This is a genomic window from Luteimonas campi (assembly GCF_051162505.1).
Classification (GTDB): Bacteria; Pseudomonadota; Gammaproteobacteria; order Xanthomonadales; family Xanthomonadaceae; genus Luteimonas.
The window spans coordinates 87,336-105,868 of sequence record NZ_JBNWEM010000003.1; the positions used below are offsets into that span (position 1 = coordinate 87,336).

Below are 18,533 nucleotides of genomic sequence, written 5' to 3' on the forward strand. Positions count from 1 at the left end.
CGACCGGAACCGATACGCCATGAACTCCACTTGCTTCAACCGCAGGAAGTTCCTGCTCGGCGCCAGCGCGATGGCGGTGTTCGCCGGACTCGGCCCGGCCGGCACGCTGCTGGCCGCGCCACGCTTTGCGCGCGATCCGTTCGCTTTGGGCGTCGCCTCCGGCGATCCGCTGCCCGATGGCTGCGTACTCTGGACCCGGCTCGCACCCGAGCCGCTCGCCGAACATGGCGGCATGCCCATGGTCGCGGTGCCGGTGCGCTGGGAGGTGGCCGAGGACGACCGCTTCGCCCGCATCGTGCGGCAGGGCGAGGCGCTGGCGCGACCCGAGCTGGGCCACAGCGTGCATGTCGAGGTGGAGGGGCTGCGTCCGCACCGCCGCTATTGGTATCGCTTCCACGCAGGGACCGACGCGAGCAGTCCGGTCGGCACCGTGCGCACCGCGCCGCTTGCCGGTGCGCGCGTCGATCGCCTGCGCATCGGCGTGGCCGGGTGCCAGCACTGGGAAGCGGGATACTTCACCGCCTATCGCCATCTGGCGGGTGAACACGATCTCGACGCCGTGTTCCATTACGGCGATTACATCTACGAAGGCGCGGGCAGGCCCGCGGTCGAGGTCGAGGGCGCACGCATCGCCCGCCGCCATGTCGGCGGCGAGATCTACAGCTTGGACGACTACCGTCGCCGCCATGCCCAGTACCGGACCGATCCCGACCTGCAGGCCGCGCATGCGGCCGCCGCCTTCCTCTGCAGCTGGGACGACCACGAGATCGACAACAACTGGACCGCCGCGCTGGACCAGGACGGGGTGCCGTCCGAGGTCTTCCTGCTGCGGCGGCACGCGGCGATGCAGGCCTGGTACGAGAACATGCCGGTGCGCCGGGCCCAGTTCCCGCGGCCCGACGGGCTGACCATGCATCGCCGGCTCGACTACGGCGGCCTGCTGCGCGTACACGTGCTCGATACCCGCCAGTACCGCAGCAAGCAGCGTTGCGACGCCACCCTGCTGGCGCGGCAGCGCCCCTGCCGTGCGGGCGAGGAGGGCGGGGACGGGCAGGTGATCGGGCCGGCCCAGGAGCGCTGGCTGTCGGAGGGGCTCGCGCACGATGCGCGTTGGCACCTGCTGGCGCAGCAGGTGATGCTGATGCCCTTCGTATACCCCGACTCGCGGCCGGCCGGCCCGCTCAATACCGACTCCTGGAGCGGTTATCCGCAGGCGCGGCAGCGCCTCGTCGACCGGATCGCGGCGCAAGGGATGGGCAACGTGATCATCGCCACCGGCGACGTGCACAAGCACCACGCCGGCGTGGTGCCGTCCGACCCGGACGACCTCGCCAGCGCGCCGGTGGCGACCGAATACGTCGCCAGCTCGATCGCCTCCGGTGGCGACGGCAACGACATCCCGGCCGGCTGGGAGCAGGTGCCGTCGCGGAACCCGCATACCGCCCTGCTCAACAACCAGCGTGGCTACCAGCTGTTCGAACTCGATGCCAAGCAGTGGCGCACCGATGTGGTGGCCGTCGAGCAGGTGTCCGTGCCCGGCGGCGACAAGCGCATCGTGGCCAAGCTGGTGACCGAACACGGCCGCCCCGGCGTGCAGCACGCATGAGCCGGCTGCGCACGAGGCCACGGAATGCCTGGTCTGGCATGCGCCTGGCGCTGATGCTGGCACTGCTGGCTGGCGCGGTTCCGGCCTGGGCGCTGGCGCATGCCGAGGGCGGCGCTACCCGGCAGGCGCAGGTCGGCAAGCCGCTGCCGGCCTGGTCGACAGGCGAACTCGACATCCACCACATCCACACCGGGCGCGGCGATGCGCTGCTTTTCGTCTTTCCCGATGGCACCAGCCTGCTCAAGGACGCCAGCGGCAGGACCACCGAGCGGCCGCCGTTCTCGTTTCCCACCCGCCCCGATGCAACGCGGCCGCCTGGCGAATGGGTCGCCCGCCATGTGCGACGCGCATTGCCGCGGGGCGCGCGCGGTCTCGACTACGCGCTGCTCTCGCATTTCCACGGCGACCACATGGGCGTCATCGACGCCCAGTCGCCGCCCAGCCGCCTCGGCGACTACCGCCTCAGCGGCATCACCCAGGTGGCCGAGCTGCTGCCCATCGGCCGGCTGATCGATCGCGGCTGGCCGGGCTACGACGCGCCGCGACGCATCGACACGCCGACCATGGCCAACTACCGGCGCTTCGTGGACTGGCAGGTGCGTCATCGTGGCCTGGTGATGGAGCGCTTCCAGCCCGGCCGCAACGACCAGATCCGCCTGCTGCACCAGCCTGCCGCCTATCCGCAGTTCGAAGTGCGCAATCTCTACGCCAATGGCGAACTCTGGACCGGAGCGGGCAGCGCGACGCGCTGGCTGGCGCCGCCCGGCCACGACGCGGCCGCGGGGCCGCAGTTCGACGAAAACAAGCTCAGCATCGCCTTCCGCCTGCGCTACGGCCGTTTCGACTATTTCAGCGGTGGCGACCTGTCCTCGATCGACGAGGAGACGAGCGCCGATGCGCCCGCCTGGCTGGATGTGGAAACGCCGGTCGCGCGGGCAAGCGGCCCGGTCGACGTGCTCAAGGCCAATCATCACGCCAGCTGGGATGCCAACAGCGTGTCGTTCCTCGCGGCCCTGCAGCCGCGGGTGATCGTGGTCACCGCCCGCGCCGATGGCCATCCGGCCGTCAACACCTATCGGCGCATGACCTCGACCCGGGTCTGGCCTGGTGCGCGCGATATCTTCATCACCCACCTGTCGGCCGCGACCGCCACCACCACCTACGGCAGTGCCACGGCGGCCGCGACCCAGGGGCATGTGGTGGTACGCGTCGCGCCTGGTGGCGAGAGCTATCACGTCTTCATGCTCGACGACCGCGACGAATCGATGCGGGTCACGTCGGTGCATGGTCCCTACGTGTCGCGATAGGCAGGCGCGGACGGGACGGGCCCCGCCAGCGCCTGCCTGGCGTCGCGAACGGCGCGCGGCTCAGGTGCCCAGCAGCTCGACCTCGAACTTCAGCGCGGCGTTGGGCGGGATCACGCCGCCGGCGCCGCGCGCGCCGTAGCCCAGCCCGGCCGGGATGATCAGCGTGCGCTGGCCGCCGACCTTCATGCCCTGCACGCCCTCATCCCAGCCCTTGATGACCATGCCGGCGCCCAGCGGGAAGATGAAGGGCTCGTCGCGGTCCTTGCTCGAGTCGAATTTCGCGCCCTGCTGTCCGTCCTCGTACAGCCAGCCGGTGTAGTGCACGGTGACGTTGTGTCCGGCGCGCGCCTCGTCGCCGTCGCCGAGGCGGGTGTCTTCGAACTGCAGGCCGGAAGCGGTGGTGGTGAGTGCCATGGTGATGTCCATCGGAAGGGTCGCACAGTCTAGTCGCCGCACGGCGACGGCCGACGCAGGGGCGATCCGCCGACCGCCATGCCGCGGATGTGGAGATCCCACCGGCACTGCTGGCCCTGCGGCTTCCGCTTCTCCGTGATCCCCCGGGCGCCCAGCGCGATGGAGAAGGCTATGCCCCAGTACCGCGCCCCGGGCGTGTATGTCGAAGAGGTCGGCCGCCCCGCGCCGATCGGGACTATGGAACGGTCCGCCTGTGCATTCCTGGGCCCCGTGCATGCAGCACCCGCGACGGGCGCGGCGCCGGTGCCGCTCGCGAGTTTCGACGAGTTCGCGCGGACCTGGGGCGGGGACGCCGATCTGATGTTCCGTGCCGGGCCCACGCCGCACTACCTCGCCCACGCCGTGCGCGCGTACTTCGCCGAAGGCGGAAGCCGGCTGTACGTGCTGCCCGTGGCCGCGGCGCGCGGGAACGAAGGCATCCCGGACGCACCCGCGGCGTCCGATTACGCGCAGGCGCTCGCGGTGGCCACCTTGCCTGACGAGGTGGGCGTCATCGCCGCGCCCGGCGCCAGCGCATGGTGCGCCGACGCGGCGGGCGTCTGCCGTGTCCTGGTCGAGGAAGCGGAGCGGGCCGGAGCCCGACGCTTCGCGGTGCTCGACGCGCCGCCTGGTGCGGATCCCGATGCGGCCTGCGCCCTTGCCGCGGGCATCCACAGCAGTCGCGGCGCGCTCTACTACCCGTGGGTGCAGGCCGCGGCGGAGGGACCGGGCGTCGGCCGGCTGCTGCCTCCCTCGGGCTTCGTCTGTGCCGTGTACGCCCGCACCGACCGCGAGCGTGGAGTGCACAAGGCGCCGGCGAACGCGCTGCTGGCCAGTGCGGTGGGACTGGAGCGTGAGGTCGCCTCGACCCTGGGCGACCGGCTCAACGCGCAGGGCGTGAACTGCCTGCGGCAGTTTCCCGGTCGTGGCGTCCGCGTCTGGGGCGCAAGGACGCTGTCGCCCGATCCCGAATGGAAATACGTCCCGGTCCGCCGCTTCGTGGACCAGCTCGAAACCAGCATCGAGCACGGCCTGCGCTGGGTGGCGTTCGAGCGCAACGGCCCGGAGCTGTGGGCACGGGTGCGCGCAGCGGTCGAACAGTTCCTCGTCGCCCGGTGGCGCGAGGGCGCACTGCAGGGCAACAAGGCGGAACAGGCCATGTTCGTGCGCTGCGACACCTCCACGATGACCGGGGCGGACATCGAGGGCGGCCGCCTGGTCTGCGAGGTGGGAGTGGCGCTGGTGCGGCCGGCCGAGTTCCTCATCTTCCGCTGCGCCTGCCGCACGGCGTGACGTGCCCGGGGCGTGCCGGACTCCAGAACAGGAACCCGGCACGGCCACGCCGCGTGTATCCGTCATCCGCCTGGCGAGTCGTCCTGGATCAGGCCGGCGGCGGCCAGCATCGCGTGGATGCGGTCCTCGACATAGGCCTCGTGCTCCGGGGGAACATGCTCGGTCACCGGCGCGGTCTCGCCCGAGAATGCCTTGAGCACCTGGTCCTGCGGCAGTTCGCCGCACAGTTCCTCCAGGCGCGTGGCCAGGCGGGCGAGGGCGGCGTCGATGTCGGCCTTGTCCTTCATGGCCCGCATGCTGCCGCGGGCCATGTCACGACGTTGTGCAGTCGTGCGTGTCTCAGGGCAGCGGGGTGCGCATCCCCACCGCCAGGCGGTTCCAGGCGTTGATCTCGACCACCAGGAAGCTCAGTTCGGCGATGGCGGTCTCGTCGAAATGATCCAGCAGGGGCGCGTAATCGGAATCCGCGGCGCCCGTGGCCTCGATCCGGGTCAGCGATTCGGCCCAGCCCAGCGCGGCACGCTCGCGCGCGTCGAACAGCCGGCTTTCGCGCCAGCCGGCCAGGGTGTCGAGGCGGCGCTGGTCTTCGCCGGCTGCACGCGCCTCGCGGGCGTGCATGTCCAGGCAGTAGGCGCAGCCGTTGATCTGCGAGACGCGCAGCTTCACCAGGCCGGCCAGGCGCGGCTCGATGCGGCCGCCGTGCAGGGCCTCGTCGAGCGCGAGCATGGCGCCGAACGCCTTCGGGGCGAGCTTGGGGTAGGGAACGCGGGGGTGCTGCGACATGCGGATCTCCGGGATGGCGGCCACGTGGCCGCTTTCCCGGGAGGACGGGCGGGAAACCCGCGGCGTGACAGGCTGCTGTTGGCCACTTCGCTTCGGAAGGCCGTGCTTCTGACGGGCCATGCTTCGGAGAGGGCCGCGCCGCGATCGGGGAGCCATTGCGGCGAATGTCCCCCGGCTGCCGCCCGGGGCGGCAGCCTCCTCCTTGATTTCGCCCCAATGGCTCCCCGCCCGCGGCGCGGCTCGCCGCCGCAATGGCTCCGCTTCGATGCGGCCGCAGCGGGACGTGGCGGTCTCTTCGATTTCGCCGCAATGGCTCCCGCCCGCGGCGCGGCTCGCCGCCGGAGTGGCTCGGCTTCGATGCAGCCGCAGCGGGACGTGGCGGCCTCTTCGATTTCACCGCAATGGCTCCGCCCGCGGCGCGGCTCGCTGCCGAATGGCTCCGCTTCCATGCAGGCGCGGCCGTTCCAGGCTGGGGCTAAGGGACGGCGCCTCGATTCGGCTGCACTGGCTTCCCACCTGATTCGCCGCCGACGTGGCCCTGCCTCAATGCAGCCGCAGCTTGTCCGGATTCATCTGGTTGTACACCTCGGCGATGCGATCGCCGTCGCCGACGATCGTGGTGATCATCTGCAGCTGCCCGTGCAGGAAGCGCAGGCCGGCGTACTCGCCGTTGACCAGGCCGATCCGCCACTGCGCCTGCGCCGGGGTGCGGCGCGCGACGGCCCAGTACAGCCGCGCGATGCGATCGGCGCCGTGCAGCGGCCGCAATGCCGCGGTTGCCTTGCCGCCACCGTCCGAGAGCAGGCGCGCGTCGGCGTGCAGCAGGCGCGCGATGGCCTCCCTGTCGCCGCTGGCGGAGGCTTCCAGGAACCGCTCCAGCAACTGGCGGTGCCGCTCCGGTGCCACGTCGGGGAAGCGCGGGCGTCCGGCCTGCAGCCGTTGGCGCGCCCGGTGCACCATCTGCCGGCAGTTGGCCTCGGTGTGCCCGAGCATCGCCGCGATGCGGGCGTAGTCGTGGTCGAAGACCTCGTGCAGCAGGAAGGCCGCGCGCTCCTCAGGGCCGAGCCGTTCGAGCAGCGCCAGGAAGGCCAGCGAAACCTGCTCGGCGAGCTCGGCGCGACGTGCCGGCCCGGGCGCCTCGTCGATGACCAGCGGCTCGGGCAGCCATGGCCCGACATAGTCGGTGCGCGCGACCTGCGCCAGGCGCAGCCGGTCGATGCCGATCCGGGTGACGGTGGCCACCAGCCAGCCGCTGGCGTCGCGGATCGCGTCCGGATCCGCCTGGCGCCAGCGCAGCCATGCGTCCTGCACCGCGTCCTCGGCATCGGCGCGGCTGCCGAGCATGCGGTAGGCCAGGGCCAGCAGGCGCGGGCGGTGGGTTTCGAAGCTCTGTTCGTGCGGGGTCATGACGGTGGGACGGGCGAGGGTGCGCGCGCGTGACAGCCGCCGCCGGGAGGACGTGCCCGGGCTTCGCGCAGCCGAGGCCATGCGCCGCCAGCTGCGCGTCAGCGCATGCCGCAGGTCGCGCCGCGGCAACTGCCGGAGGCGATGTCGTGGACAGCCGAGTGGCCCGGGTTGCCGGTCGGCTGCGCGACGCCGGGCGCGATGTAGAACGTGGCCGAGTGAGCGCCGTACAGGCCCGCCGGGATGCGGAATTCCTTCAGCACCGTGTAGGCGCGGTGTGGCACCGGGGGCGGGCCGGGGGTCCGCGCGCCGTGCACCGGCGGCACGTCCTCGGGGCCGCGCTGGCGCTGGTTCGCCGCGTGCCAGGCCGCGACGTCGGTGGGCGTGGCCGCGCGCAGGATGCCAGCGCGCAGCGCGGCATCGATCCCGGTCTGGCCGGCCAGCGGCGCATCCCTGAGCCGGAACGACTCCGGCGGTACCGCAGCGGCGTCCGTCTCCAGCTGCGCACCCGCCAGCGGCGACCCGACCAGGACCTGTCCGTCGCGCGCGGCGAAGGCGGTGTCCACGGGCCGGCCGAACACCTCTCGCGCCAGCGGATTGAGCCGCGCCATGCCATCGCCGCCCACGTAGGCGTAGCCGCAGGGTCCGCGGTCCTTGTGCGTGCTGACCAGCAGTGGCACGCCGGCGGGCAGGCCGGTCACGTGCTGGCGGTGGTAGCCGGTCGCCACCACCGCGACGATGCGCGTGCCCGGTGTCCAGCCGACGCTCCAGACGGTCGGCTCGTACGCGCCCAGCAGCAGCGCGACGGGTGCGTCGGGATGGTTGACCGCCACCCGCATGGTGGTGGCCTCGTGCCCGCTCTGGTCGATCTGGAAGTTCGCACGCCTGCCCGAGTACGCGCCTGCGGCGAACACGCGCGCGTCGGGCGGGAGTGAGACACCGTCCAGGCTGCAGCTGGCCGGCCCCGGCGCGCCGGTATCCCCGTCCTCGAAGGCGAAGGGTCTGGTCGCAGGCCTGCCGGCTTCGCGGCTGGCGCTGGCCTGTCCGCTGGCGTCCGTCGCGGGCGGATCGCCGCCGCCACCGGGCGTCGAAGCCTTGGCCGCTGCGGGCGCGATCTCGTTCGCATCCACCTGTGCCGCTGCCGGGCTGGGCGGCGTACAGCCGGAAGCCAGCGCCAGTCCACCGGCGAACACGGCGCTGGCGATGCGGATGAAGCAGGGACCCGACATGGACAGCTCCGAACAACGGGACGGACGGCGCAGGCGTGGCGCCTGCCGATCATAAGCGGCACAAGGGGGCGACGAGGATGCCGCGGCGCAGCAACGATGGTCCTCAAGGAGCCCGCGCCCGCGCCGCTAACGGCAACAGAGGCGAGCGCCCCGCGCCATGACCAGGAGACATCGATGACCGCAGGATCGACCGTGCTGCTGTGCGACGACTCGCGCGCGCTGCGCATGCTGGCCGCCGGACAGCTCGAGGAGGCCGGATTCCAGGTGGTGGGCGAGGCCGGCAACGGCCTGGAGGCCGTGGCGCGCTACCAGGCCCTGCGCCCGGACCTGGTGCTGCTGGACCTGGTGATGCCGCAATGCGACGGCCGCGAGGCCCTGGCGCGCATCCTGGAACTGGATCCCGAGGCGAAGGTGGTGATCCTCAGCTCGCTGGGCGCGCGCAGCGACATCGAGGAGTGCCTGCGCCTGGGCGCCCGTTCCTACCTGCAGAAGCCCATCGACCCCGAGGCGATGGAGCGCGTGCTCCACCAGGTGCTCGCCTGAGCGGCGACCCGAACGACTTTCCGAACAGAGGGCACGAGATGGCAGCGAAATTCCTGGGCCAGTTCCTGCTGGAGCGCGGTGTGATCACCGCCCCGCAGCTGCTGGCCGCGATCGAGGCGCAGCGCGCCTCCAACCCGCTGCTGGGCGAGCTGGCCGTGCGCCACGGAATGCTGGACACCGCCCAAGCGCGGCGCATCCACCAGCGCCAGCGGGCCGAGGACCGGCGCTTCGGCGACATCGCGCTGGAAATGGGCGTGCTCGACCAGGCGCAGCTGGCCGCCCTGCTCGATGCGCAGAAGGCCGGACGCAAGCTGCTGGGCGAAGTGCTGCTGGAACAGGGCATGGTCGATGCGCGGCGCCTGGAGGCGGAACTGGCGCAGCATCGCGCCGACCAGGAGCGGGCCCGCCATGCGCTGGACAGCGAGCTGGCCAGCCATCCGGTCGGGGACCTCGCCAACAGCGCGATCGGCGTGTGCGCCCGGCTGTTCCCGCGCATGCTTGGCAGCCAGTGCCTGCCGGCCGAGGCATTGTCCCCGGACGACCTGGACGGCTGGGCCTGCGTGGCCAACGTCCGCGTGCAGGGCGACCAGCCGCTGGACATCGGCCTGGCCAGCGATCTGTGCACCGCGCGCGCACTCGCGTGCGCCCTGCTCGGCATCGAGCCAGCGCGCTGCGACGACGCGCTCGCCCTCGATGCGCTGGGCGAGATGGTCAACGTGCTGATGGGCTACCTGGTGCGCGACGTGCTGGTCGACGACGACGCGTCCTATCGCGCGCTGCCGCCGGACACGTCGGTCACGGCCGCGAGCCTCGCCGCCGACCGCGGGCGCAGCCTGGCGATCGGCATGGGTTCGCAGCTGGGTGCGTTCGTGCTGCTGGTGGGGCGGCCTGCCTAGCGGCCACGTGCATCGCCGGCACGGCAGGCGCTGCCGGATGCGCCTCGCCAGGTCCTGCCACGCCTGGTCGGCGGCGCCTGCAGTCGGGCGCGTATCGCGCTGTCCCGACAATCTCCGTAATGGTGCGGCGGTGGCTGGCGATCGTGCCAGCAGGGCGGTACTCCGGTCAGGGCATCGACGTCCGCCCGGCGCACCTGCGTCCGGCGAACGGCGAGGCGCGCAGATCGCCTGCGTGGACGAGGCCCTGGAGCGGGCCGCCGCCGTATCTCGTGTCGGGGGTCGGATCCGGCCTAGGTCTCGTCCTGCGCCAGCACCTGCACGCGGCAGCTGCCGTCGGACTCCACGTCCAGCACGACCGTGATCGGCCGGCAGCAGACCTGGCAGTCCTCGACATAGCGCTGCGCGCCGGCGCTGAGGTCGAGCGCGAGGCCGATGACCTCGCTGCAGTAGGGGCATTCGACGTCCTGGTAGTCCAGCATGGCGCTCTCCGGCGATGGTCCGGTACGGTGGGGCACGGCTGCGCCCGGCTACTGTCCCGCCGGCGGCTCCCACAGTTCGACCTTGTTGCCGTCTGGGTCGATCACCCAGCCGAACTTGCCCTGCTCGGAGGTTTCGGTGCGGTCGACGACATCGCAGCCCTCGTCGCGCAGCGCGGCGAGCAGTGCATCCAGGTCCGCCACGCGGAAGTTGATCATGAAGCTCGCCGAGCTCGGTGCCATGTAGCCCGTGTCCTGCGCGAACGGGCTCCAGAGCGTCATGCCCGGCGCACTGTCCTCGCCGCCCCAGTGGAACACGGCGCCACCCCAGTCGCTCACGTCCAGGCCGAGGTGGTCCCGGTACCAGCGGCTCAACGCGCTGGGGTCGGGCGACTTGAAGAAGATGCCGCCGATGCCGGTGACGCGTTTCATGCCGCTCTCCGATGCAGGTGCTGCGCCCTGCGGCGCCTAGGATGCCTCGGACGCGAGGCCTTCGGGCTCCGGCACCTCTTCCCTGCGCACATGCGGGACCAGGAAGTGCATGTAGTCCGCCTTGCCCAGCGGCACTCCGAGGCCGCGCAGGATGGCGTAGGCGGTCGCGCTGTGGAAGTACAGGTTGGGCAGCAGGAAGTCGTCGACGTACTGGCGCGCCGGCAGCTCGCAGTACAGGCCGGGACCGACCACGATGCGCTTGCTGGTATCCAGGATCGCATCCTCGGCCGACACCGCGTCCACCATCGCGCGGGTGTGCTCGATGTGCGCGCGCGCCAGTTGCGCGGAGCCGACCTCGACGGGTAGGTTCTCGATCGGCTGGGCTGCGCACCACTGCGCGAAGCCGCGTGGCTGGTTGCAGGCGAAGGCGATCTGGGTGCCGAGCGGGAACATGTCCGGCGCCAGGCGTTCCTGCAGCGCGGCATCGATATCGGGCAGATGCTTCTCGCCAACATCGACGATATGCGCCAGCGTATCCAGGCGCGTGATGAAGACGCGTTTGATTTCCGCGATCCCGTGACCTGCCATCCCGATGTGCCGCCGTTGTTCGCGCGCCGGAGTGTAGCGCGCGATGCGGCGCGGACGCATGGGCCGTTTCCGTACCGCCTGCGCAGGCAAAGTGGAGGGTGGTACACGTGCGGCGCTGGCCCCGGCCGCGCTCGCGGAGTACTTGGTTTCCATGCATCCGTGCACAGTCGACGCCGTGCGGCGGGTCCGGGGTTTGCCGAATCTGGTGGGTCGCCTGGACGCGGGCGTTCCGCGCCCTCGCCACGCGTCATTCGACGCTGCTGCGGAGCCTGAGGTGCGCGTCCGTGGGCTGCAGCAGATCCCACAGGTTGCCGTAGAGGTCGAGAAACACCGCGACCGTGCCGTACGGCTCCTGCCTGGGCGCGCGCGCAAACACCACGCCCTTCGCCTGGTAGGACGCGTAGTCGCGCCAGACATCATCGGTGTAGAGAAACAGGAACACGCGGCCGCCGGTCTGCGCACCGATCCGGGCCACCTGGTCCGGTGTCGAGGCGCGCGCGAGCAGCAGCTGGCATTCGGCCGCGCCCGGTGGGGCCACCACCACCCATCGCTTGGATTGTTCCGGCACCGGGGTGTCCTCCACCAGCCGGAAGCCCAGGATGCCGACGAAGAAAGCGATCGCCTCGTCGTACTCGCGCACGACCAGGGACACGAGGCCAAGCGACTGCTTCATCAGGAATCTCCGGGCAGGGCGGAAGCCAGGCACGCGTGCGGGCCAGCCGCGGCGCCTGGCTGCGCCGCGATTGTCCGGCCCGAGCCGGGCTGGAGGAAGTGCGTGCGCCGCGCCTTGCGTTGTCCACGCTGGCGCGCGCGCGGTGGGCAGGCGCGCGAAATGCGGCCGCCAGGATGAACACCCGCTGCCGCAAAGCGCTGCGCAACGCGACGCGGCCGTCGGGCCGCGACGAAGTGGTGTATGGTGTGCGCACTGTTCAAGGCGGGATCACGGTACATCGTGACTCCGATGCGGTAGGTCTGGCTTCAAGGTCGGCAACGGCCCCTCTCTACGATCCGCTCCATCGCTTCGCGTTACCCCTTGCTCGATACAGTCCCGGCCTCGCGCGTTGCGGGCCGTGCTTCCCCAACTGATCCAAGGAGTAACACCATGTCCGATCGTCAGACCGGCACCGTCAAGTGGTTCAACGACGCCAAGGGCTTCGGCTTCATCACCCCGCAGAGCGGCGACGACCTGTTCGTCCACTTCCGATCGATCCAGGGCAGCGGCTTCAAGTCGCTCCAGGAAGGCCAGCAGGTGACGTTCAAGGTTGCGCAGGGCCAGAAGGGCCTGCAGGCCGAAGAAGTCCAGGTCGCGTAATTCCGCCAGGCGCGGCAACGCGTCGGCGGCATCGGAACCCCGGGCGGCAACGCCCGGGGTTTTCCGTTTTTCGGATTCCGGATCGGGCTGAGGCTGCGCCTTGCGACAACGCCGCTACCTGGCCAGTTCGCCGGACACGTGCGCGACCAGGCCCTCGGTGTTGCGCACGAACTCCGCCTCCAGGTCGACGCCGCACTTGCTGGCCAGCACGATGATCGACCACAGGCAGTCCGACAGTTCGTGCCCCAGCCGGGCCTGGCAGTCGTCGATATCGCGCATGCCGGCATGCGCCTGGATCAGTTTGGCCAGATCGCCCACGTCGCCCATGAAGCCCAGCGCCAGTTCCCCGGTGGTCCAGGCGCGTCCCCACTTTTTGGTTTCGAGCTGTTCGTACAGGGCGTTGAGATGAAGCGCTGACTGCTGCAGATCGCTGAATCGCATGGGTCCACCTGGCTGGATCGGGTTGTCGGGAATGGGTTGGATCGCCTGTCGGTGCAGAACAGCGTGGCGATGCCCGCCGGCACCAGCCCGTATCGCGAGCGACTGCAGGCGGTCCGTCGCCTCGCGCGGGTGCTGGCGACCAGTGTCCGGATCATCCGGCAGCAGGCAAGCGTCCCGGCGTCATCGGTCCTGCGCCGGAGCGGGAAGCGTCGGGCCTGATCCGTCGCGAAGCAGACGCGGCCCTGCGCGACCTCCTACACTCGGCTTCCGGCACACAGATGGGGGCGCGGGGAATGACAGCCTGGAATCGCAACGGCAGCGGCTGGCTGCTCGCCTGTGCCCTGCTTGCCTCGGGGCTGGCCAGCGCGGCGGCGCCGCCGGCTGCGGAAGGCAGCGGCGATACGGTCCTCGTCACTGCGGCCAGGATGCTGGACGTGCGCAGCGGGCGGTTGGTGGACTCGCCGTCGCTGCTGGTGCGCGATGGCCGCATCGTCGAGGTCGGCCGTGGCACGCCCGCCAGCGTGCCGGCCGGCGCGCGCCACATCGACCTGCCGGGCATGACCCTGGTGCCGGGCCTGATCGACTTGCACACCCATCTGGACAGCGACCCGGCCTACGGCGGCTACACCGGCTACCAGTTCAACGACCGCTTCTGGTCGATGCTGGCGGTCAAGCATGCGCGGCAGACGCTGGAGGCGGGCTTCACCACCGTGCGCAACCTCGGCTCGGATGCCTGGAACGACGTGGGCCTGGCGCAGGCGATCGAGGAAGGCCATGTGCTCGGCCCGCGCGTGGTGGCGGCGGGCTATTCCTTCGGCGCCACCGGCGGGCACTGCGATGCGACCTTCTTCCCGCCCTCGTTCGAGGCGCGCAATCCCTACAACGCCGACACGCCCGACGAGGTGCGCAAACGCGTGCGCGAGCTGCGCAAGTACGGCGCCAAGGTGATCAAGGTCTGCGCCACCGGCGGGGTGTTCTCGCGCAATACCGAGCCGGGGCAGCAGCAGATGAGCCTGGCGGAGATGACCGCCGCCGCGCAGGAAGCGCACCAGTGGGGGCTCAAGGTGGCCGCGCACGCGCACGGCACGGCGGGCATCAAGGACGCGATCCGCGCCGGCATCGACACCATCGAGCACGTCAGCCTGATCGACGACGAGGGCATCCGCCTGGCCAGGCAGCATGGCACCTGGCTGGTGTTCGACATCTACAACACCGAGTACACCCAGGCCGAGGGTGCGAAGAACGGCGTGCTCGAGGACAACCTGCGCAAGGACCGCGAGGTTGGCGACATCCAGCGCGAGAACTTCCGCCGCGCCCACCAGGCGGGCGCGAAGATCGCCTACGGCACCGACACCGGCGTGTATCCGCACGGCCAGAACGGCCGCCAGCTCGCGGTCATGGTCCGCTACGGCATGCGCCCGGTCGAGGCGATCCGCAGCGCCACCCTGCATGCGGCCGAGGCCCTGGGACGCGAGGACGTCGGCGTGCTGGAAGCCGGCCGCTGGGCCGACCTGGTGGCGGTGCCCGGCGATCCCACCGCCAACGTGGCGCTGCTGGAGCAGGTGCCGTTCGTGATGAAGGGCGGCGAGGTGGTCAAGGACGCGCGCTGATCGCAGCGTCCCCTGCACATCGCGGACACGGCGGCGGGCTGGCTTGCCGCGATCGCTGCGGCGGGGCCTTCAGGCACCGGCCGCGGTCAGCGCCGCGCAGGCCGGGAACGCGGCCGCCGGCGCCGCACCGCGATGCCTTTCGCTAGCGCTGCCGCATCCACCAGGGGCGGAAGCCGCGCGAGACGCCGATGAACAGCGAGGTGCTGCCGTCGCTGCCGCGGTCCACCAGCGGGCTGTCGGCGATGGCGTCGGGCAGGCGGCTGTAGCGCAGCGAGCCGACCAGCGACCAGGCGCTGCCGAGCGGACGGAAGAACGACACGCCCACGTGCGGGATGGTGGCGGCGCCGGGCCGGTAGTCGGCCACGTCGCGCGCGATTTCGGCCGGCAGCGTGCCGTAGTAGTAGTCCACCATGTCGTCGGACTGCCAGGTCACGCCCGCGATCGGGGTGAGCAGGCCGCGCGCCAGCCGGATCGGATAGCCGTACTGCAGCGAGGCTTCCTGTCCGCCGCTGCGGTCGCTGGCGTCGGCCAGCAGTTCCAGCTGCAGTTCGCCGGCCGCGCCGCTCCATTCCGCGCCCACGCCCAGGTCCAGCCCGTGGTCGCGGTCCTCGAGCAGGGCGGCATCCACGCCGTTGCGCGCCAGCCGCGCGCTGTCCAGGTCGTCGATGTCGAACCCGGCCAGGCGCGCCCGGGCGAGCGCCGAGAACTCGAAGCCGGGCGTGTCCACCAGGCGCCAGCCGGCGGTGATGCCGCGGAAGTAGAAGCGCTCGCCCTCGTAGGACAGCAGCGGCACCGGGATCACCCGCGTGCCCTCGCCGGCGTAGGGGCTGTCGGACACCACCGCCGCCACGCCGATTCCCCACGGCGAGCGTGTGGGAGGGACCTCCTGGTCGCCCCGCTCCTGCGCCGAGGCGAGGCAGGCAAGGCCGGACAACAGCGCCGACGACAGCAGTCTGATCATGGGAGGCTCGTGCAAGGACTGGCCGCGCACCCTACGACAGGATGGATGGGATTGTGCGAAGGGCGTCCGCCGCAGCGCTCCCGCCGCAACCGTGCGCTTTCTGGTGCTCGAAGGCGTCGGGCCTATCCGGCGCGGACAGGCTGCCCGGGCCAGGGAACACGTTCCACCGGGCAGCCTCCCCGGATAGTGTTGTGGATTTCCGCCAGGCGATCGGTTTCCGAGAGCAGCCGCTCGATCTGCTGGATCGGCGCGGCCGATTCCACCCGCGCGGAGTAGGCGATACGCGACGCGCCGAGACCCACGCCATCGAAGGAGGCGGTGGCGATCACCTCGCATCCGTCGATCCCGATGCCCAGGCGTGCGGCTTCCCGGTACAGGTCGTTGCAATAGCACGTGGCCAGTGCCGCCATCAGCAGTTCGCCACCGTTGACGGCGCTGCCGCGCCCGTCCGGCTTGGCCGGCAGCGCGAGCGCGCGCCTCGCTCCGGCACTGTCGACGCTTATCTCGAGCGTGCTGGCGCGGCTGTGGATGCGGGCTGAAATCTCCATGTGCAGGTTCCTTCGCAGAGAGGCCATCGTCGCGGGATGCCGGGCGTGGCACCCCATCGAAGTTTTGTCGCGCCCTGCATCTGGAGACGTCATCCGGTCGATCCTGCGGAAATGCATCGCCAGTGAGGCCTGCCCGCACCGGGTGGCGGCATGCGGCGATCATGCGCGCGGACAGGGCGTCAGCGGCCGCGGCGAACGGAGACACGAATGCGACCGGCACCGGACATGTGGGTCGCCCCAGTCCCGGTTCGGGCACCGCGCGGCCCGTACCGCAACACCCGCGGCGCCGGGCTGCTCGCGCCGAGTCCCGGTCGGCCAGAAGCCCTGGGACGGGGCGCTCCTCGTACCCGCTTCTTCATGCCTCGGACACGGCCGCCATGAGATCCAGCGTGGTCCCATCGCCACTGGACCCGCCATGTCCCGTCTCATGCTCGCCCTGGCTGCGCTGTTGCTGCTGGCCTCCGGTCCTGGTCACGCCCAGGCGCAGGAGGTCGAAGCCGTGCCCTCGGTCGACCTCGCGCGCTATGCCGGCACCTGGTACGAGCAGGCCCACCTGCCCCTGTTCTTCCAGCGCAACTGCGCGGCCAACACGACCGCCCGCTACAGCCTGCGCGAAGACGGACGCATCGACGTGGTGAACCAGTGCAGCGACGATGCGGGCAACCGCATCGAGGCCCGCGCCATCGCACGCCGGGTGGGCGAGAGCACCTCGAAGCTCGAAGTGCGGTTCGCCCCCGCCTTCCTGTCGTTCCTGCCGATGGTGTGGGGCGATTACTGGATCCTCGACCTGGACCCCGACTACCGCTGGGCGATCGTCGGATCGCCCGACAGGAAGTACCTGTGGTTCCTCACGCGGGAGCAGGCGTTTCCGCAGGACCAGCTGGATGCGCTCATCGCCAGGGCGAATGGCCTGGGCTACGACACCTCGCGCCTGATCCGCACGCCGCAGCGCTGAGGTGCGGGCGGCGCGGCCGGGTCGCACCTGGATGTTGCGGGGCGGCCGCGGCAACGCCTTCGATCGCGCGCGTGTCCAGTTCCGGTGCCGCGGGCAGGGTCGACTGCCAGCCGCTGCCGGCTTCCGGCAGCGTCATGCTCCTCCCTGCCCAGCGCAACGCGACAGCGCGTCGCCTCAGCCCTCCGCGGCCGCGGCTTCCAACGCGTCCACTACCCCGTCCCAGGCGGCGTCCAGGTCCACTTCGCCGCCCTCGAACCACACCGCCCGCAGGCGGCGCGTGTCGCGGATGTCGGTCGGCGGATCGCCCTCGACCACCAGGATGTCGGCGATCGCGCCGGCTTCCAGTCGCCCCAGGTCGTCGCGGCCCAGGATGTCGGCGGCCACGTGGGTTGCCGACTGCAGGGCCTGGACCGGGCTGAGCCCAGCCTCCACCAGCGCCAGCAGCTCCTGGTGCAGGGCGGGGCCGGGCAGCATCCACGGCGCGGCGGGCAGGTCGGAGCCTGCCCCCACCGCGACCCCCGCCGCGACCAGGCGCGGCAGCAGCGCTCCGGCCAGGCGCAGGTCGGCCGCGCTGCGCGCCGCATTGCGCTCGCTCGACAGTCCACTGGCCAGGTAATCCCAGTAGCCCTCGAAGTGGCTGCGCATGCGCGCCGCACCGGGCAGGTCGTCGATGGCCAGGCTGCCGGGCGCGTCGAACTGGCGGAAGTTGCCGACGGTGGGCACCACCGCCATGCCGCTGTCTGCGATCTCGCCGGCCAGCCGGTCGAGCAGGGCCTCGTCCAGCGTCGCGGCCAGCGGGTCGCCGCCCAGCCGGCGATAGGCCAGGGCCGCGCCCGACAGGTGCTCCAGCGTGGACACGCCGGCGCGCGCGGCCTGCAGCGCATCCAGCTGCGCGCCGTCCAGGCCGCGGGTGAGCATCAGGCCCAGGTCCGCCATCACCGGCAGGCCGGCGTCGCGCGCGCTGCGTACGGCTGCGTCCATCGCCGCGGGCGGCAGCTGGTCGTAGAGCTTGATCCACTGCGCGCCGCCCTGGGCGAGCGCACGCACTGCGGCGGCGGCGTCGTCCGCCCCGGCGACCGTGATCGGCATGAGTTCCTCCAGCGGCCCGCTGCCCAGTGGCGATGGCGCATCGCCCAGCACGCTGGCCGGGCCATCGAGCGCCGGGCCGCTGGCGACGATGCGCGGCGCGCCGGCGCTGTGCCGAAGCGCGGCCAGCATGGCCAGCGTGTTGTTGGCATCGCGCACCGTGGTCACGCCCGCCGGGACGAACGCGCCGATGTAGTGCGGGCGCGCATGCACGTGCAGGTCGATCAGTCCCGGCAGCAGCATCGCCCGGCCGTAATCGTGCACGGCCGCGTCGCGGCCCCACTTGCAGTCATCGACCGGGCCCGCGCAGCGGATGCGCCCGTCCGCCACCACCACCACGCCCTCCGGCACCACCTGGCCGCTGCGGGCGTCGAACAGCCGGCCCAGCAGCAGGGCGCTGGATGGCGTCGGCGATGGCGCGGCCGCGAGGGCAGTACTGCACAGCGCCAGCGCGGCAGCCAGCAGCAGGGGCGCGGCGAACGCCCGGGGCAGGACAGAACGCATGCGGAGATCCGGTGGGAAGGTGGGCGCGCATTCTAGGGCCGCGTGCGGCATCGGGCGATGGCGATGCATGGTCTGGAGCCCGTTTGCCGGATCCGGCGATCAGTAC

The 18,533-nt window shown here is 71.5% G+C and carries 21 protein-coding genes; 8 read left to right on the forward strand and 13 right to left on the reverse strand.

Annotated elements, in window-relative coordinates; all coding sequences use genetic code 11:
* Nucleotides 1-19: 19 nt before the first annotated feature.
* On the forward strand, nucleotides 20-1,606 hold the full coding sequence (locus ACQYVW_RS10265; RefSeq protein ID WP_434946943.1) for an alkaline phosphatase D family protein: 1,587 nt from the start codon (nucleotides 20-22) through the stop codon (nucleotides 1,604-1,606).
* Between the two features lie 38 nt (nucleotides 1,607-1,644).
* Nucleotides 1,645-2,913, forward strand: coding sequence for a ComEC/Rec2 family competence protein (locus tag ACQYVW_RS10270; protein ID WP_434946944.1), 1,269 nt, complete (start codon nucleotides 1,645-1,647; stop codon nucleotides 2,911-2,913).
* A gap of 60 nt (nucleotides 2,914-2,973) precedes the next feature.
* On the opposite strand, the gene ACQYVW_RS10275 is transcribed toward ACQYVW_RS10270, so the two are convergent.
* Nucleotides 2,974-3,327, reverse strand: coding sequence for an FKBP-type peptidyl-prolyl cis-trans isomerase (locus tag ACQYVW_RS10275; protein WP_434946945.1), 354 nt, complete (start codon nucleotides 3,325-3,327; stop codon nucleotides 2,974-2,976).
* A gap of 270 nt (nucleotides 3,328-3,597) precedes the next feature.
* Between ACQYVW_RS10275 and ACQYVW_RS10280 the strand changes: the two genes are divergently transcribed.
* Nucleotides 3,598-4,659, forward strand: coding sequence for a phage tail sheath family protein (locus tag ACQYVW_RS10280; protein WP_434946946.1), 1,062 nt, complete (start codon nucleotides 3,598-3,600; stop codon nucleotides 4,657-4,659).
* A gap of 62 nt (nucleotides 4,660-4,721) precedes the next feature.
* On the opposite strand, the gene ACQYVW_RS10285 is transcribed toward ACQYVW_RS10280, so the two are convergent.
* From ACQYVW_RS10285 to ACQYVW_RS10300, 4 genes are all read right to left on the reverse strand, one after another.
* Nucleotides 4,722-4,946 carry a hypothetical protein gene (locus ACQYVW_RS10285; protein ID WP_434946947.1) on the reverse strand — a complete coding sequence of 75 codons (225 nt, stop codon included), beginning with the start codon at nucleotides 4,944-4,946 and terminating at the stop codon, nucleotides 4,722-4,724.
* Nucleotides 4,947-4,998: 52 nt separating this feature from the next.
* Entirely contained in the window at nucleotides 4,999-5,442 is a 444-nt protein-coding gene (locus ACQYVW_RS10290; RefSeq protein ID WP_434946948.1) for a carboxymuconolactone decarboxylase family protein, read from the reverse strand.
* A gap of 543 nt (nucleotides 5,443-5,985) precedes the next feature.
* On the reverse strand, nucleotides 5,986-6,849 hold the full coding sequence (locus tag ACQYVW_RS10295) for an RNA polymerase sigma-70 factor (protein WP_434946949.1): 864 nt from the start codon (nucleotides 6,847-6,849) through the stop codon (nucleotides 5,986-5,988).
* Nucleotides 6,850-6,947: 98 nt separating this feature from the next.
* A complete protein-coding gene (locus ACQYVW_RS10300) occupies nucleotides 6,948-8,075 on the reverse strand; it encodes a hypothetical protein (protein WP_434946950.1) in 1,128 nt (375 codons plus the stop codon).
* A gap of 174 nt (nucleotides 8,076-8,249) precedes the next feature.
* Here ACQYVW_RS10300 and ACQYVW_RS10305 point away from each other — a divergent pair, with 174 nt between their 5' ends.
* Nucleotides 8,250-8,618: a response regulator gene (locus tag ACQYVW_RS10305; RefSeq protein ID WP_434933672.1), complete on the forward strand. Its 369-nt coding sequence runs from the start codon at nucleotides 8,250-8,252 to the stop codon at nucleotides 8,616-8,618.
* Nucleotides 8,619-8,656: 38 nt separating this feature from the next.
* Nucleotides 8,657-9,514: a cyclic di-GMP-binding domain-containing protein, MshE-related gene (locus tag ACQYVW_RS10310; protein WP_434946951.1), complete on the forward strand. Its 858-nt coding sequence runs from the start codon at nucleotides 8,657-8,659 to the stop codon at nucleotides 9,512-9,514.
* A gap of 290 nt (nucleotides 9,515-9,804) precedes the next feature.
* On the opposite strand, the gene ACQYVW_RS10315 is transcribed toward ACQYVW_RS10310, so the two are convergent.
* From ACQYVW_RS10315 to ACQYVW_RS10330, 4 genes are all read right to left on the reverse strand, one after another.
* Nucleotides 9,805-9,993 (reverse strand): CPXCG motif-containing cysteine-rich protein, encoded by a 189-nt coding sequence (locus ACQYVW_RS10315; RefSeq protein WP_434946952.1) that lies wholly within the window; start codon nucleotides 9,991-9,993, stop codon nucleotides 9,805-9,807.
* Nucleotides 9,994-10,041: 48 nt separating this feature from the next.
* On the reverse strand, nucleotides 10,042-10,422 hold the full coding sequence (locus tag ACQYVW_RS10320; RefSeq protein WP_434946953.1) for a VOC family protein: 381 nt from the start codon (nucleotides 10,420-10,422) through the stop codon (nucleotides 10,042-10,044).
* A 36-nt stretch (nucleotides 10,423-10,458) separates the two neighbouring features.
* Complete coding sequence (locus ACQYVW_RS10325; RefSeq protein WP_434933668.1) at nucleotides 10,459-11,070, reverse strand: DUF1993 domain-containing protein; 612 nt, start codon at nucleotides 11,068-11,070, stop codon at nucleotides 10,459-10,461.
* A gap of 187 nt (nucleotides 11,071-11,257) precedes the next feature.
* Nucleotides 11,258-11,683, reverse strand: coding sequence for a VOC family protein (locus ACQYVW_RS10330; protein WP_434933667.1), 426 nt, complete (start codon nucleotides 11,681-11,683; stop codon nucleotides 11,258-11,260).
* A 429-nt stretch (nucleotides 11,684-12,112) separates the two neighbouring features.
* Here ACQYVW_RS10330 and ACQYVW_RS10335 point away from each other — a divergent pair, with 429 nt between their 5' ends.
* Nucleotides 12,113-12,322 carry a cold-shock protein gene (locus tag ACQYVW_RS10335; RefSeq protein ID WP_434933666.1) on the forward strand — a complete coding sequence of 70 codons (210 nt, stop codon included), beginning with the start codon at nucleotides 12,113-12,115 and terminating at the stop codon, nucleotides 12,320-12,322.
* A 114-nt stretch (nucleotides 12,323-12,436) separates the two neighbouring features.
* On the opposite strand, the gene ACQYVW_RS10340 is transcribed toward ACQYVW_RS10335, so the two are convergent.
* A complete protein-coding gene (locus tag ACQYVW_RS10340) occupies nucleotides 12,437-12,763 on the reverse strand; it encodes a nucleoside triphosphate pyrophosphohydrolase family protein (protein WP_434933665.1) in 327 nt (108 codons plus the stop codon).
* A gap of 293 nt (nucleotides 12,764-13,056) precedes the next feature.
* Here ACQYVW_RS10340 and ACQYVW_RS10345 point away from each other — a divergent pair, with 293 nt between their 5' ends.
* On the forward strand, nucleotides 13,057-14,373 hold the full coding sequence (locus ACQYVW_RS10345) for a Xaa-Pro dipeptidase (protein WP_434933664.1): 1,317 nt from the start codon (nucleotides 13,057-13,059) through the stop codon (nucleotides 14,371-14,373).
* Nucleotides 14,374-14,515: 142 nt separating this feature from the next.
* Here the strand turns inward: ACQYVW_RS10345 and ACQYVW_RS10350 are convergent, their stop codons facing one another.
* Together ACQYVW_RS10350 and ACQYVW_RS10355 are read right to left on the reverse strand one after the other, a co-directional pair.
* Nucleotides 14,516-15,334, reverse strand: coding sequence for a MipA/OmpV family protein (locus ACQYVW_RS10350; protein ID WP_434946954.1), 819 nt, complete (start codon nucleotides 15,332-15,334; stop codon nucleotides 14,516-14,518).
* 122 nt (nucleotides 15,335-15,456) lie between these two features.
* Entirely contained in the window at nucleotides 15,457-15,882 is a 426-nt protein-coding gene (locus tag ACQYVW_RS10355; protein WP_434946955.1) for an OsmC family protein, read from the reverse strand.
* A gap of 415 nt (nucleotides 15,883-16,297) precedes the next feature.
* Between ACQYVW_RS10355 and ACQYVW_RS10360 the strand changes: the two genes are divergently transcribed.
* Entirely contained in the window at nucleotides 16,298-16,837 is a 540-nt protein-coding gene (locus ACQYVW_RS10360) for a lipocalin family protein (RefSeq protein ID WP_434933661.1), read from the forward strand.
* Nucleotides 16,838-17,011: 174 nt separating this feature from the next.
* Here the strand turns inward: ACQYVW_RS10360 and ACQYVW_RS10365 are convergent, their stop codons facing one another.
* Nucleotides 17,012-18,427, reverse strand: a complete 1,416-nt coding sequence (locus ACQYVW_RS10365) for an amidohydrolase family protein (protein WP_434933660.1) — start codon at nucleotides 18,425-18,427, stop codon at nucleotides 17,012-17,014.
* Between the last annotated feature and the right edge of the window lie 106 nt (nucleotides 18,428-18,533).